This is a genomic window from Leptospirillum ferrooxidans C2-3 (genome assembly GCF_000284315.1).
In the GTDB taxonomy this organism is placed as follows: Bacteria; Nitrospirota; Leptospirillia; order Leptospirillales; family Leptospirillaceae; genus Leptospirillum; species Leptospirillum ferrooxidans.
On record NC_017094.1, the window covers coordinates 1,048,393 to 1,063,573 of the forward strand.

Annotated in this window: 7 protein-coding genes, 2 tRNA genes and 2 rRNA genes; 10 read left to right on the plus strand and 1 reads right to left on the minus strand. The window is 53.4% G+C overall.

Annotation, left to right across the window (positions count from 1 at the left end; all coding sequences use genetic code 11):
- Nucleotides 1-31 precede the first annotated feature (31 nt).
- The 6 genes from ndk (at nucleotide 32) to LFE_RS05420 (ending at nucleotide 8,148) form a co-directional block, all read left to right on the plus strand.
- Nucleotides 32-451, plus strand: a complete 420-nt coding sequence (gene ndk / locus LFE_RS05390; RefSeq protein WP_148272563.1) for a nucleoside-diphosphate kinase — start codon at nucleotides 32-34, stop codon at nucleotides 449-451.
- Nucleotides 452-471: 20 nt separating this feature from the next.
- Nucleotides 472-1,665, plus strand: coding sequence for a hypothetical protein (locus LFE_RS05395; RefSeq protein WP_014449239.1), 1,194 nt, complete (start codon nucleotides 472-474; stop codon nucleotides 1,663-1,665).
- 338 nt (nucleotides 1,666-2,003) lie between these two features.
- Nucleotides 2,004-3,197 (plus strand): tyrosine--tRNA ligase, encoded by a 1,194-nt coding sequence (gene tyrS, locus LFE_RS05405; protein ID WP_014449240.1) that lies wholly within the window; start codon nucleotides 2,004-2,006, stop codon nucleotides 3,195-3,197.
- A complete protein-coding gene (locus tag LFE_RS05410) occupies nucleotides 3,194-4,309 on the plus strand; it encodes an efflux RND transporter periplasmic adaptor subunit (RefSeq protein WP_041774061.1) in 1,116 nt (371 codons plus the stop codon). The genes tyrS and LFE_RS05410 overlap by 4 nt, the downstream gene beginning before the upstream one ends.
- Nucleotides 4,310-4,311: 2 nt before the next feature.
- A complete protein-coding gene (locus LFE_RS05415) occupies nucleotides 4,312-7,413 on the plus strand; it encodes an efflux RND transporter permease subunit (RefSeq protein ID WP_014449242.1) in 3,102 nt (1,033 codons plus the stop codon).
- 12 nt (nucleotides 7,414-7,425) lie between these two features.
- Nucleotides 7,426-8,148: a glutamine amidotransferase gene (locus LFE_RS05420; protein WP_014449243.1), complete on the plus strand. Its 723-nt coding sequence runs from the start codon at nucleotides 7,426-7,428 to the stop codon at nucleotides 8,146-8,148.
- A gap of 280 nt (nucleotides 8,149-8,428) precedes the next feature.
- Here the strand turns inward: LFE_RS05420 and LFE_RS05425 are convergent, their stop codons facing one another.
- Nucleotides 8,429-9,778, minus strand: a complete 1,350-nt coding sequence (locus LFE_RS05425) for an IS1380-like element ISLefe1 family transposase (RefSeq protein ID WP_014449244.1) — start codon at nucleotides 9,776-9,778, stop codon at nucleotides 8,429-8,431.
- A 408-nt stretch (nucleotides 9,779-10,186) separates the two neighbouring features.
- Between LFE_RS05425 and LFE_RS05430 the strand changes: the two genes are divergently transcribed.
- The 4 genes from LFE_RS05430 to LFE_RS05445 all read left to right on the plus strand — a co-directional run bounded on the left by LFE_RS05430 (nucleotide 10,187) and on the right by LFE_RS05445 (nucleotide 15,167).
- Nucleotides 10,187-11,748: ribosomal RNA gene (locus LFE_RS05430) — 16S ribosomal RNA — on the plus strand.
- Between the two features lie 82 nt (nucleotides 11,749-11,830).
- A tRNA-Ile gene (locus LFE_RS05435) sits at nucleotides 11,831-11,907 on the plus strand.
- 5 nt (nucleotides 11,908-11,912) lie between these two features.
- Nucleotides 11,913-11,988 (plus strand) — tRNA-Ala (locus LFE_RS05440).
- A 203-nt stretch (nucleotides 11,989-12,191) separates the two neighbouring features.
- Nucleotides 12,192-15,167, plus strand: a 23S ribosomal RNA gene (locus tag LFE_RS05445).
- Together the 16S and 23S rRNA genes with 2 tRNA genes alongside form the textbook arrangement of a ribosomal RNA operon.
- The last annotated feature ends 14 nt before the right edge of the window (nucleotides 15,168-15,181 follow it).

Here is a 15,181-nt window from a genome sequence, read left to right on the forward strand (position 1 = left end):
ACAAGCGATTTCAAGACGGAGGTTCCAGATCATCATGCAACAACAAACACTTGCCATCGTCAAGCCGGATGCGTTCCGGAAACAGTCCACCGGAGCCATTCTCGCCCGTTATGAAAAAGAAGGTTTCAAAATCAAGGCTGCCCGCGTCAGATGGTTGTCTGTTCGTGAAGCAGAGAGTTTTTATGCAGTGCACAGGGAACGTCCATTTTTTTCAAGTCTGACAGCCTTCATGGCATCAGGACCGGTCATGACGCTTGTCCTTGAAGCAGAGAATGCGGTCCTCCGGCACAGGGACCTTTTGGGTGCCACCGATCCGGCCAAGGCCGCTCCGCAGACCCTTCGGAATCTTTTTGGTGCTTCGATTGAAGAAAATGCTGTTCATGGCTCCGATTCCGAAGAGAATGCCAGACAGGAAATTGCCTTCTTTTTTTCGGGCGCCGAGATCTTTTAGTTGAATTCCAGGTAGTTGTTATGGTCAAAATGCTGATAGCAGCCAGGGGATGGCCGGGATTGGCTGCGGCCATTACGGCTTATCGCCGAGGTTACGATTGCCGGCTCATTTACGAGGATGCTCCTTCCACAGGGAGGCTTCTGGGGGATTCCGGCCCTCTTTCCTCATGGCTTTCCGGTATGGGGATTTCGTTTGAGGACAGTTTTTTTCAGAAGAACATTCCATCTCTTCTCTATACGGGGGAGAGATGGGAACTTCTGGGGATCTATAATGTTCTGACCGAAGCCCATTTGGCAGAAAAAAATCGCTTTTATCATGATTTAAAACCGATTGACACTCCACTTTTTCAAAAAGTCCGCAATGATCTCAGTCAATCTTTTGAAAGAGCGGAACACTATCACTCTTTTGCAGGGAAGACCCTGGGCTGGTTCCGTTCTCCCGTCAGAAAAGCAAAACGCCTTCTCCTGAAACACAAGGTTTTGAAAAATATCCATTCCATCTTCGACTGGGAGCCTCTTTTTTTTGCACTTGAATCTGCAATGGGGTTTTCAGAAAAGGACTGCCTGACGGTGCAGCGTATTGTTCTGAGCCTTTTTCTGGGGCAACTCCATCATGTGAATGAAGCGGCCCTTTTTGAGAAACTTCTTTCGGATGCAACCAGACTGGGCATTCGTGTTGAAAAAGCAGGCTCCGCTCCTATTGAGATCCAAAAGGAAGGAGGTCGCGGCTTTATCGATTCCCAAACGAATGAACGGTTTGACCGGGTTCTGGATCTATCCTCTTCCTGTCACCCTAGAGGGGGGGAAAGGATGGAGATCCGGATCCCTTGCCTCCTTTATCCGGAACTTTGGCCTGATATGATCCTGATTCCGGGAGGGGGCTCCCAAAAGCCTTTTTTTCTGGAAGTTTTGGACAAACAAGAGCAGGATCTTGTTGCCAAGGTTCACTTTTCAGGCCCATCAGAATCCGTTCTGTCCAAGCTTTCCGACCTGTTTCATTCAGAACCTGGGGAAATGGTCGTGGGGGAAATTCCTGAGGATGCGAGGCCAATCCTCTCTCTTGAAGGGCGTTCTCCCCACTTTCGTCGATCAGGGCCCTATGCGTTTCGGGACGGAACCTTTTCTCTTTTAACGGATCCGTCCATGCTGCCTTTTTTCGGGGAGGACTGGGTGGTATCGCTTTATGAATCTCTTCCCAACCTCAAAAAACCCTGATTATCCGCTTGTTCCTTAATGTTTTTCCTGCCAAGACCTGTCCGTTCATTTAAGGACCTGTCTTCTGAAAATCCCATGGTTGGCCGTGATTGCTTGACAATATAGTCCGGGGGCCTATACGATTCTTCCTTGAGAGATTTGTCTCCGCTCCCTGACTGCCAGCCGGTTTTGATCAATCCCTCCGGTATAAGGATGTTCTCCCAGACAGAGGTATGGCACAATCGTCCTGTTGTTTTCTGCGGAATCGTTATTCTGTGAGGGATCTTTTGATCCGTCTTGGGGATTGGCTTGTCCTGGAGGCGAATGTTCAAGAGTAATCATTTTTTGAAGGAGATTTGATGACTGCACCAGAGCGTGTTTCTCAATCGGAGGCCATGGAGATTCTTCTTCGGGGTGTTTCAAATATTCATCATGCTGAAGATCTGGCTACAAAACAGGCACATTTCCTTAAAACAGGGACCCCGCTCCGCATCAAGGCCGGATTTGATCCAACCGCTCCTGACCTTCATCTCGGACATTTTGTCCTCCTCAAGAAACTACGGGAGTTTCAGGACCTCGGTCATCAGGTCCTTTTTCTCATTGGGGACTTTACGGCGATGATCGGAGATCCGACAGGTCGATCGGAGCTTCGGAAGCCTTTGACCCGGGAACAGATTCTTGAGAACTCAAAAACCTATACAAATCAGGTATTCCGGGTTCTTGATCCAGCCAGGACAGAGGTTTTGTACAATAGCTCCTGGATGAGCGAGATCGGGGTCGAGGGGATGATCCGGCTGGCGGCAAAAGAAACCGTTGCCCGTTTCCTTGAGCGGGATGATTTCAGCCAGAGGATGACAAAAGGGCTTCCCATTTTTCTTCATGAACTTCTCTACCCTTTGATTCAGGGCTATGACTCTGTCGCGATGAGAGCAGACGTCGAGCTCGGGGGAACGGATCAGCTCTTCAATCTACTCGTTGGCCGGGACTTGATGAGGAATCATGAAATGTCTCCCCAGGTGGTCATGACCATGCCTCTGTTGGTCGGTCTTGATGGAGAAAGGAAAATGAGCAAGAGTCTGAAAAATGCCATCGGTCTCCTTGATGGTCCGGATGAAATGTTTGGAAAAGTGATGTCCATACCCGATGCGTTGATGGCTGACTGGCTGACTCTTCTGACGGATCTTCCCCTCTCGCTCCTGTCGGGACATCCAAGAGATGCAAAAATGGCTTTGGCTTCAGCGATTGTGGGACGCTTTCATGGCCGGGAAACTGCGGATCTGTCCAGGGAAAATTTTATCAGGACTTTTTCGAGGAGGGAGACTCCACTCGAGATGCCGGAATTCTTTCTTGAAGAACCGTTTCCCCTGAAGCTTTCGACCATTATGGTGAAGGTTGGCGCGGCTCCCAGCGAGTCGAAGGCAAAGCAGCTGATTCAACAAAAATCAGTGGATATTGACGGAACGACTGTCGTCGATCCCTTTCATGTGATGCAATCTGCGGGCTTTCAGATGAGAGTCGGAAAACGTTTCCATTGCAGGGTTCTAAAATCATGACTCCAATCCTTACCGCTCGGAAGCGTTCAATTTTAACCTTTCCGGGACCAATCGTTTTTTTAATGGTGTTGATCCTATTTTTTCCGGGGAATGAAACAGTGTATGCGCTTGAGGCCGGAGAGGTTTCCCTGCCGGAGGATACCATATCGAAGCTTTCGATCGAGTCGCACCTCTACCATCAGGAGCTTGGGAAGAAATCCCTGTCGGTCTATGGCGTTGCCCAGGTTGCGGATGATCGGGTTTCCGATGTGACCGTTCCTGTTCTTGGACTCGGTGCCCAGGTGGCAGGCCATGTTCATGGGGTTTATGCGGATTTTGGGGACTTTGTCCGAAAGGGCCAGCCACTGGTCCGGATTTATAGTCCGGATTATATCGATGCCCAGGCAGCCTATCTTGGAGCCATTGCTCTCTTGAAAGCCTCTCCAGGGGATTCGGCTTCTCTGGCCGTGGTCGCTTCGGCGACTGAGCGGCTCAGAAATATGGGGGTCTCCGCTCATGAGATCCAGGCCCTCAAGCGATCAGGACATCCCCACCGGGAGCAGGTTATCCACTCCCAGATCAATGGGGTTGTTTTGGTCAAAAATGTGGTCAAGGGGCAGACGATCACGGCGGGACAAAGGCTTTTTGAGATTGGGAATATCGATGTCATCAGAATCAACGGACATGTGCCTCAGGAGATGGTCCACCGGATTCATCTTGGCGATCCCCTTAAGGTGTTTCTTCCCGATGGGGAAAAAAACGTTTCCGGGCATGTTGTCTACATTAGCCCTGTTGAAGATCCGGTGACCCGTACTGTTCTGGTCAGGGGGCTATTCCCCAATCGTCCTCTCAGGATTCGTCCGGGGATGTTTGTGACGATGAAGATCGGTCTGTCGGGGAGTACTCCCCGATTCTGGCTACCGCGCCGGGCGGTTTATCTGGTCAGTGGACGATCTGTTGTTTTTACAGAAAACACTCCTGGTCATTTTCACATGGTTCCTGTCAAAAGGGGGAACGCTTGGGCCGGACGAGTTCCTGTCAGCGGTCCATTTCCTCCATCCCCCATGATCGTTGACCAGAATGGATATTGGGTCAAGGCGCAGTTTGAACGCATGAAGAAATCGGGAAACTGAGGGTGTCCAGGCGATATTTCAGCTGGGTTCTCGAGAACCGGTTCCTGATTTTTGCAATGGCTCTTTTTATCCTGGGGGCCGGGATCCTTTCCATCCGTCAACTCACAGTGGATGCCTTGCCGGATGTGGCTCCGGTCTCTGTAACGATTCTGACCGAGGTTCCCGGCATGGCTCCTGTGGAAGTTGAGCGTCAGGTGACCAATACCATCGAGATGGTTATGAACGGTATTCCTGGTGTTGTCAGAATCCGTTCAAAGACGCTGTTCGGCCTTTCGCAAGTCACGGTGCTATTTCGTCCGGATGTGGATATCTATCGGGCGAGATCCCAGATGATGGAGCGGTTGTCCGAAACCCGGGGCTCCCTTCCTTCCGGAGTCTCTCCCACTTTGGGGGCCGTATCGACCCCGACAGGAATTATTTATCGCTATACCCTTGAAGGGCAGGGGAAGGATCTGATGCAGCTCCGGACCCTTCAGGACTGGGTGGTCAAACGTCAGCTTCTGACCGTTCATGGGGTTGCGGGAGTTCTGTCCTACGGAGGATACGTCAAAGGTTATTTCGTCAATATCGATCCCCATAAACTTCTTGCCCACCATTTGACTTTTTCTCAGGTTCTCCCGGTTTTTTCTGCCAACAACGAAAATGTTGGTGGAGGGTTCGTCAATACAGGAGGAGAGACCTATCTTGTCAGGGGGGTTGGTCGACTGATTGGACGAAAGGATCTTGAGCGTCTGGTGGTCTCTTATGACAATGGAATTCCAGTCCGGATCAGTGACATTGCCCAGGTTGAGATCTCTCCGGAGGTTCGAAGGGGGGCCGCCCTTCTGGACGGAAGGGAGGTTGTGAAGGGGTCGGTGATCATGCTTCGGGGAGAGAATGCCCTCAAGACGCTTGACCGGATCAACAAGAAAGTTGAGGAAATCAATAGCCATCTTCTTCCCCCCGGTGTGAAAATTGTTCCCTTTTCCCAGGCAGCACCACTGATCACATCGGCTATCAGGACCGTTGTTCACTCTCTTCTCGAGGGCTCTGTCCTCGTTCTTTTGGTTCTGGTCCTTTTCCTTGGTCGTCCTGGCGCATCCCTTGTTGTGGCTTTGACGTTGCCAATGTCAATCCTGATGACCTTTCTGGTCATGAGCCGGATTCATCTGACCGCAGACCTGATGAGTCTTGGCGGGATTGTGATCGGCATTGGCATGATGGTTGATGGATCGATTGTGATGGTCGAGAATATGGAACACCTTTTTCCCCAGGGTGGGGAAGGAATCCCCCCATGGGAGATCCGTGATGCCGCCCTTGAGGTTTTTCGTCCGATTCTCTTTGCAATTGCGATTATTGCTGCCGTCTTTCTCCCCATCCTTTACCTTCCGGGTATACCCGGGAAGATGTTTTCTCCCATGGCAAAAGCCATTCTGATTTGTCTCGGGGCCTCTCTCTTTTTGACAATGACACTGGTTCCCCCACTGATGACGTTTGTACGGGGGCGGCAGGATGGACTCCTGGCGCGTTTGGGTGAATGGATCTTTCAGAGGGTCAAGCGCGGATATGGAAAGATTTTGGCGGTCTCCCTCAGGTATCGTTGGTGGGTATTGGCTACCGGAGCGTTGACGATTCTTTTGGGGGGAGTCGCCCTCTCAAGGATTGGAACAGAGTTTATCCCTGTTCTGGATGAGGGATCTCTCCTGATTATTGCGGATTTGTGGCCTTCCGCCTCGATGGATGAGACGGCCAATGCCAGCAGGGTCATCGATACGATTCTTCACCGGTATCCGGAGGTTGAGCTTGATCAGGCCAGAATAGGACGGGCACAGTCCGGAACGGATACAGATGTTCCTTCCCATGCGGAGATTTATGTCAAGCTCAAGGACCGTTCCTTGTGGCCGGCTAAAATGACGAAGGAAAAGCTGGTTTCCCAAGTGGAAAAATCCCTGTCCCAGGCTCTTCCGTCCGTCTCATTCGATATATCCCAGCCCATTGAGGAGCGGATAGACGAGATGGTCTCCGGCGTCAAGGCGCAGGTTGCCATCAGGATTTATGGGGACGACCTTGATGCTCTTGCCACCTATGGAAACAGGATTTCTCAAGGGATTTCCGGAGTCAGGGGCGTTCACGATGTCACTGTTCAGCGGATCATGGGGCAACCGAATATCATTATCAGAGTGAAGCGGAGGGCACTCTTCCGGTCGGGGCTGTCCGTTTCGGACATTTTAGGGATTGTTCAGCAGGGGATTGGTCCGGATGGTGTGGTTACACAGGTCTTGAAAGGGGTCAGGCGAATCAATGTTCACATTCGCCTGCAGAAACCTTTCAGGGATTCGATGGAGAGCATTCGGTCCATTCCGGTTTTGACGCCAACAGGCCTTGTCCTGACACTAGGGTCGGTTGCGACGGTCACCAGGGAGATCGGCCCCTCAAGAGTTTTTCATGAAGGGGGGAACCGGTTGCTGATGGTTCAGTTCAATATCCGCGGCCGCTCGACAAGCCATGTTGTTCAGGAAATACGCAATCTGATCCGTCTTCATATGGCGCCGCCACTCGGGATGAGAATCTCTTATGCCGGTGAATTCCAGAACACCCAGATCACAATGGATCGGCTCAAGATTTTGGTGCCGCTCACCTTAATGATAGTTTTTATGTTACTTTACTGGAATTTCAGGTCTTTATCCTATTCATTCCTGATTCTCCTGAATATTCCCTTTTCTCTGTCAGGGGGTGTACTCGCTCTCCTGTTGTCTCATGAATATCTATCCATTCCGGCTTCGATCGGATTTATTGCCCTGTTTGGAGTTGCTGTCCAGAATGGAGTTCTTCTTCTATCTTTTGCCAAGGACGCAAGGGAGAAAGGAGAGGGGGTTTATGAGGCTATTGTAGAGGCGGGAAACAGGAGGGTCAGGCCCGTTCTGATGACAGCCTTGGTTGGCGGACTGGGCATTCTGCCTCTCCTTCTCTCCCATGAGACAGGTGCCAACATCCAGCGTCCGCTAGCGGCTGTTGTCATGGGAGGGCTGGTCAGTTCAACGGCTATGACACTTTTGGTTTTGCCTGCTATTTTTTCGATTGTTTTTGCTCCCAGGGAGAAATTCGAAAAAACCGGACATGTGTAACAGGGAGGATCAATGACGAAGGATCGTAAGGCTGTTTTGATTCGCCATGTAGCATTTGAAGGACCTGGAATCCTGTCCCCCATTCTGGCTTCAATGGGATTTTCCCAGAGGATTGTGGATGCCAGCGATGGTGCCCTCTCCAGAGAGGATCCCGGGGATTTGCTGGTGGTTCTGGGAGGGCCGATCGGCGCGTATGATGACCGGGATTACCCTTTTCTGCTCGATGAAATGAAGCTGATTGAGCAATCTTTCAAAAAGGAAATTCCGTTCATCGGCATTTGTCTGGGGAGCCAGCTGGCCGCCAGGGTATTGGGCGCCAGGGTTTACCCGGGAAAGTCTAAAGAGATCGGGTGGGGCGAGGTTTCCCTGAGCAGTGAAGGTTTTCAGTCTCCATTGGGATGTGAGGGGGGTATCCATGGGGTGAAGGTGCTTCACTGGCATGGAGATACGTTCGATCTTCCTGCGGGAGCGTCGAGACTTGCCGAAACGAATGTCACTCCGAATCAGGCGTTTTCAGTCGGCAATAACCTATTGGCTTTGCAGTTCCATCTTGAGGCAACGGCCACAGATCTGGAAAAATGGTTTGTCGGACATTCTTTTGAAATTTCCAAAACCGAAAGGGTGTCTGTCGGAGATTTGAGAAGGCAAACCGCGCTTTATGCCAAAACGTGCGAGAAGGCTGGAGAAGCTGTTTTTCGAAGTTTCCTGTCTCGTGCCGGATTCGGCGAAAGATAGGATTTTTGCCGATCAATCCCATAATGGGTACTACCTTCAGGGCTTTTTGACCCAAAAACCGAAATTGATTTTAAAACCGGCCCTCGCAAGAGGGGTAAAGAGAGGGAGCCTTCATTTTTGAAGGGAAGGATTCCCCACCGCATCCCGATCTAATGGCCAGAAGAGGGAAAACCGGGGTCGTTTTCGGCTTTTTCCGGGTTTTCCCCTCTCTTTTGGACGCAGGTTCCCCTCCGATCCGGTCGGGTGCGTTTTCAGGGAGGCGTGGACGAAGAGGGAAGTCTTACGGACTTCCTTCCCGGCACCAGAGCCGCCAGCACCTCTCCCGAAAGCTCCGAAAGGGGGCCAGAACATCCTCCGCCACCTTGAGAACGAGAACGCCCGCATGACGCACCACTTTCCCGGCCATCTGATAGATCTGCCATCGGACCGTCTGGACCTGGGCCCGCTTGAAGCTCTCGTCCAGAATCTGTCCCCGGAACAGGAGAAAGAGGTTGTAGGCCAGCACTCCGATCCGGAAAAAGATCCCGTTGGCTTTCGTGTCTCCACTGGGCATCCGCTCCATCCCGAACCCGATCTTCAGCTCCTTGATCCGGTTCTCGGAATCCTCTCCCCGCTGCTTGTACCAGGCCACGACCCATTCGGGGATCTCCTTGTGGCTGGTGGCCAGGACCTTGTATCGGACATCGGGAGAAGCCTCTTTTTCTCCTTCCTCCTCCATTCCCGGCAAAGGGGTCTGCACTCGCCGGCGCACCACGATGAGCCGGAAGGCGTTGTGGGTTTTGTTCATCGTGTGCACCGTCTCGGCGATATGACCGTCCTGATAGGGCCTCCAGTCGCTCTCGGGGATCCTTCCGATCGCCGCCCGCACCGCCACATCCAGATCGGCTCCGATCACGAACCGGATTCCCCGCTCCTGGCAGAAATTGATGACGGAGGCCTGGTACGACGCGCTGTCCGCCCGAAACCGGGCGATCCGGATCCCTGCCGGAAGACGCCGGAGGCAGTCCTTCAGAAACGGAACATGGTCCGCTCCCGGAGAGACGTTCCCCTCCCGAAATTCTTCGTGTATCACCATCCCGGAGAGTTCCTTCACGTGCCCCACCAGAGGCATGTACCCCTTCTCCCCCTTGTAGGTCCACAGGGCTTCGGCCTTTTCCGCCACGATCTGGCTGGCATCGATGTCGAGGGTCACCTCCCGGACCCAAGACAGGCCGGCCTTCTTCCGCCTCTTCCGAAGTGCCTTGCCCAGAACCGACAGAACCCGGGCGATGACCGACTCCAGTGCCGACAACCCGGTGTCGGAAGCCCCCATCCGCCGGAGCCACCGGCCGAACGCGTCCGTCGACGGCACCTCTCCGATACCAAGAAGCCCCAACAGTCCCTTGTCCCGGGCGATCATCCGAAGGTCACAAAGGCTCCGTCCTCCGCCTTGCAGCATCAGCAACAGGGGGACCACATAGGACGAGGCTCTGTACCCCGCTCCGCTTCCGGGCTTCCCGAAGGCCCGGTCAATCTTCTTCTTCAGTCCGAGAGACTGAAGAAACTCCCCAAACAGAACCAGCCCCGCCTGAGAGGTGATCGTGTCGTCGGTCGATTCGAGTTTGAATGGAAGAACGGTTTGTCGTACCATAAAGTCGCCCCTTTCGTTTCACCCTTCGGGTGGGTAAATGGTTGTCTTTGACAACATCCCTTTTACCAGAAACGACAAGGGGTTTCTTGTTTTTTTCCTCACTTTTTCTCTTTCAATCGCGGTTCTTGGGTTTTGAGGGACCGCTTGACAAAAGGGGAGGAGGAGGCTATAACTAGCCTCCTCCGAACGACCTGGAAAAAAACGAAGGGAAGCAAGGGGGGGAGGGGTTGACAGGGATGGTCCTTAAGTGTAGGATCAAACGGTTGACTCTTTCGGGGAGAAAAAAGTCCCCGAAGCGAGAAAGCGCCTGTGGAAACGCAGGGAAGAAGTTCTCGGATCATTGACAACTAAATAGGAGCAGCAACGTCCAATGAAAGGGCCCTGATCATGAAATACAGGAACAAAATGAATCTGGAGAGTTTGATCCTGGCTCAGAACGAACGCTGGCGGCGTGCCTAACACATGCAAGTCCAACGTGAAAGGGGAGCAATCCCCCGGTAGGGTGGCAAACGGGTGAGTAAGACATGGGTGATCTACCTTAGGGATGGGGATATCCTTCCGAAAGGAGGGGCAATACCGAATATTGTCCGGGACCATGAAGGGTTCCGGGGAAAGGGAGGCCTCTGATACAAGCTTTCGCCTTAAGATGAGCCCATGGCCCATCAGCTAGTTGGTAGGGTAAAGGCCTACCAAGGCTACGACGGGTCGCTGGTCTGAGAGGACGACCAGCCACACTGGCACTGAGATACGGGCCAGACTCCTACGGGAGGCAGCAGTGAGGAATATTGCGCAATGGGGGAAACCCTGACGCAGCAACGCCGCGTGTGGGAAGAAGGCCTTCGGGTCGTAAACCACTTTTACTCGGGACGAAAAAGGGATATCAAATAAATATCCCCGATGACGGTACCGTGAGAATAAGCCACGGCTAACTCTGTGCCAGCAGCCGCGGTAAGACAGAGGTGGCAAGCGTTGTTCGGAATTACTGGGCGTAAAGAGTCTGTAGGTGGTTTGTCAAGTCTTTGGTGAAAGGCCGTAGCTTAACTATGGGAATGCCAAAGAGACTGGCAGGCTGGAGGCTGGGAGAGGGAAGCGGAATTTCTGGTGTAGCGGTGAAATGCGTAGATATCAGAAGGAAGGCCGGTGGCGAAGGCGGCTTCCTGGAACAGTCCTGACACTGAGAGACGAAAGCGTGGGGAGCAAACAGGATTAGATACCCTGGTAGTCCACGCCCTAAACGATGGGTACTAAGTGTGGAGGGGTTAAACCCTCCGTGCCGCAGCAAACGCAGTAAGTACCCCGCCTGGGGAGTACGGCCGCAAGGTTGAAACTCAAAGGAATTGACGGGGGCCCGCACAAGCGGTGGTGCATGTGGTTTAATTCGACGCAACGCGAGGAACCTTACCTAGGCTTGACATGTGGTCAGTAGCGAACCGAAAGGGGAGCGACCCGTCAAATCGGGCAATCACACAGGTGCTGCATGGCTGTCGTCAGCTCGTGCCGTGAGGTGTTGGGTTCAGTCCCGCAACGAGCGCAACCCTCGCCCTTTGTTGCCATCGGGTAAAGCCGGGCACTCTAAGGGGACTGCCAGCGACAAGTTGGAGGAAGGAGAGGATGACGTCAAGTCATCATGGCCTTTATGCCTAGGGCCACACACGTGCAACAATGGCCGGTACAGACGGAGGCAATGCCGAGAGGCGGAGCAAACCCGAGAAAACCGGTCCCAGTTCGGATTGAGGTCTGCAACTCGACCTCATGAAGTCGGAATCGCTAGTAATCGCATATCAGAACGATGCGGTGAATACGTTCCCGGGCCTTGTACACACCGCCCGTCACACCACGAAAGTTTGTTGTACCCGAAGTCGGTGCCTTAACCTCGCAAGAGGAGAGAGCCGCCCAAGGTATGGCCGATGATTGGGGTGAAGTCGTAACAAGGTAGCCGTAGGGGAACCTGCGGCTGGATCACCTCCTTTCTAGGAGAGAAGGGTCCTGGATGAAGCGCTCCTATTTAGTATTGTGAAGGATCCGAGTGGAAGCCGGGACCGGAGAAAAACCGGGCCTGTAGCTCAGATGGTGAGAGCGCACGCCTGATAAGCGTGAGGTCGATAGTTCGAATCTATCCAGGCCCACCATCTGCGGGGATGTAGCTCAGTTGGGAGAGCGCCTGCTTTGCAAGCAGGAGGTCAGCGGTTCGATCCCGCTCATCTCCACCACGGAAGAGGAAGAAGGACAGGGTGGACCGGCAGGAAAGGAAAGAGGCCGGCCGTCGGGAAGCGACCCCGGGCAAGGATGGGGAAAGAGGCTTCGATCATTGACAATTGAATCGGCAGAAATACAAGAAGAGGGCAACGCAGGACCGGGGGAACCCGGAGAATGCGAGTCAACAAGCTTTTTGGAGCAAGGGCGAAGAGTAAGCGTTCAAGTGACAAAGGGCAGACGGGGAATGCCTAGGCAGCAGAAGGCGATGAAGGACGTGGCGAGCTGCGAAAAGCTTCGGGGAGCCGCTCACAGGCGATGATCCGGAGGAATCCGAATGGGGGAACCCCACTGGGGGAATGCCCAGTGAGCCTTTTCTGAATTCATAGGAAAAGGCGGCGAACCCGGGGAAGTGAAACATCTCAGTACCCGGAGGAAAAGAAATCAAACGAGATTCCCCAAGTAGTGGCGAGCGAAAAGGGAAGAGCCCAAACCACCGGTATGCAAGGTCAAAGCCGTTGTACCGGCGGGGTTGTTGGAGATAAGGTGGTGTAACTTTGAGTGCACCCGGAACGAGCATCGGTTAGGCGAATGGCCTGGAAAGGCCAACCAGAGAGGGTGACAGTCCCGTAGACGAAAACCGAGAGCAAGGCCGACTTATGATCCAGAGTACCACCGGGCCCGAGAAACCCGGTGGGAAGCAGGGAAGACCACTTTCCAAGGCTAAATACTCACTGCTGACCGATAGTGAACCAGTACCGTGAGGGAAAGGCGAAAAGAACCCCAAGCAGGGGAGTGAAATAGAACCTGAAACCGTCTGCCTACAACCAGTCGGAGCACAGCGCTCGCAAGAGCCGTGTGACGGCGTGCCTTTTGCTTAATGAGCCGGCGAGTTCATCGGAGGAGCGAGGTTAAGGAGGTTCCGAAGCCGAAGCGAAAGCGAGTCCGAATAGGGCGACAAGTTGCTCTGATGAGACCCGAAGCGAAGTGATCTACCCATGGTCAGGATGAAGCGTGGTTAAAACCACGTGGAGGTCCGAACCGGTGCCTGGTGCAAAAGACTCGGATGAACTGTGGGTAGGGGTGAAAGGCTAATCAAACTTCGTGATAGCTGGTTCTCCTCGAAATCACTCTAGGGTGAGCCTTGTATGAATCCTGTCGGAGGTAGAGCACTGAATGGACGAGGGGCCTTCACCGGCTACCGAATCCAACCAAACTCCGAATGCCGACAGAGAATGTACAGGAGTTAGACTACGGGTGCTAAGATCCGTGGTCAAAAGGGAAACAGCCCAGACCGCCAGCTAAGGTCCCTAATTCACGCTTAGTGGGAAAGGAAGTGGATATCCAGAGACAGCCAGGAGGTTGGCTTAGAAGCAGCCATCCTTTAAAGAGTGCGTAATAGCTCACTGGTCAAGGGTATCTGCACCGAAAATGTAACGGGGCTCAAGCGTGGAACCGAAGCTGCGGATTATTGAAAGATAATGGTAGAGGAGCGTTCGTTGTGGGGTGAAGGATGATCGCAAGGGCATCTGGACCGCAACGAAGAGAGAATGCCGGCATAAGTAGCGTTAAAAGACGCGAGAACCGTCTTCGCCGAAAGTCTAAGGTTTCCTGGGCAACGTTCATCGACCCAGGGTAAGTCGGTCCCTAAGCCGAGGAGGAAACTCGTAGGCGATGGAAGACAGGTTAATATTCCTGTACCCGGTGGTTTGCGAACAAAAGCGCCAGAGGGGGGACGCAGGAGGGAAGGCACCGCCACGAGATGGTCTTCGTGGTCTAAGCCCGCAGGGGGGATCTCAGGAAAATCCGGGATCCGATCAACCGAGAGGCGACAGGGAGCCGCGCAAGCGGCGAAGGGGCTGGGCCCACACTGCCAAGAAAAGCCTCGCTGGAAGTGAATCATCGGACCGTACCGCAAACCGACACTGGTAGACGGGAGGAAGACTCCAAGGCGCATGAGAGAACTCTCGCTAAGGAACTAGGCAAACTCGCCCCGTAACTTCGGGAGAAGGGGTGCCGACGGTGTGCAAGCACCTGTCGGTCTCAGTAAAGAGGGTCAAGCGACTGTTTACCAAAAACACAGGACTCTGCAAAGTCGAAAGACGAAGTATAGGGTCTGACGCCTGCCCGGTGCTGGAAGGTTAACGGGAGGGGTTCGCGTGCAAACGCAAAGCTCTGAACCGAAGCCCCAGTAAACGGCGGCCGTAACTATAACGGTCCTAAGGTAGCGAAATTCCTTGTCGGGTAAGTTCCGACCCGCACGAATGGCGTAACGACTTGACCGCTGTCTCAGCGAGAGACTCAGCGAAATTGACGTGCTGGTGAAGATACCAGCTGCCCGCAACTAGACGGAAAGACCCTGTGCACCTTTACTATAGCTTGGCAGTGGTTGCTAGGATCATTTGTGTAGGATAGGTGGGAGGCGTTGAAGCGGGTGCGCTAGCATCCGTGGAGCCAACGGTGAAATACCACCCTAATGATTCTGGCATCCTCACCGAATCCCGTGATCCGGGATCGGGACCCTGCCTGGTGGGTAGTTTGACTGGGGCGGTCGCCTCCTAAAAAGTAACGGAGGCGCCCAAAGGTTCCCTCAGGCTGGCCGGAAACCAGCCGATGAGTGCAAAGGCATAAGGGAGCTTCACTGAGAGACTGACGGGTCGATCAGATGGGAAACCAGGGCTTAGTGATCCGGTGGTTCCTCGTGGGAGGGCCATCGCTCAGCGGACAAAAGGTACGCCGGGGATAACAGGCTGATCTCCCCCAAGAGTTCACATCGACGGGGAGGTTTGGCACCTCGATGTCGACTCATCGCATCCTGGGGCTGAAGTTGGTCCCAAGGGTTGGGCTGTTCGCCCATTAAAGCGGTACGAGAGTTGGGTTCAGAACGTCGTGAGACAGTTCGGTCCCTATCTGTTGTGGGCGTTGGATATTTGAGAGGATCGATCCCTAGTACGAGAGGACCGGGATGGACTGACCTCTAGTGTGCCGGCTGTCGTGCCAACGGCAGGCCGGGTAGCTATGTCGGGACGGGAGAACTGCTGAAAGCATCTAAGCGGGAAACCCACCTCAAGATAAGATATCCCGCCATGTAAGTGGCCAGAAGACCCCTAGAAGACTACTAGGTTGATAGGCTGGGGATGTAAGGCCCGTAAGGGTTTGAGTGTACCAGTACTAATCGGTCGAGAGACTTGAATGGCTCTTCGTCCTTGC

What these genes read in the sequence shown, in the direction of transcription:
- LFE_RS05395 (WP_014449239.1), top strand. Translation starts at nt 472, where the DNA reads ATGGTCAAAATGCTGATAGCAGCCAGGGGATGGCCGGGATTGGCTGCG.
- tyrS (WP_014449240.1), top strand. Translation starts at nt 2,004, where the DNA reads ATGACTGCACCAGAGCGTGTTTCTCAATCGGAGGCCATGGAGATTCTT.
- LFE_RS05410 (WP_041774061.1), top strand. Translation starts at nt 3,194, where the DNA reads ATGACTCCAATCCTTACCGCTCGGAAGCGTTCAATTTTAACCTTTCCG.
- LFE_RS05420 (WP_014449243.1), top strand. Translation starts at nt 7,426, where the DNA reads ATGACGAAGGATCGTAAGGCTGTTTTGATTCGCCATGTAGCATTTGAA.
- LFE_RS05425 (WP_014449244.1), bottom strand. Translation starts at nt 9,778, where the DNA reads ATGGTACGACAAACCGTTCTTCCATTCAAACTCGAATCGACCGACGAC.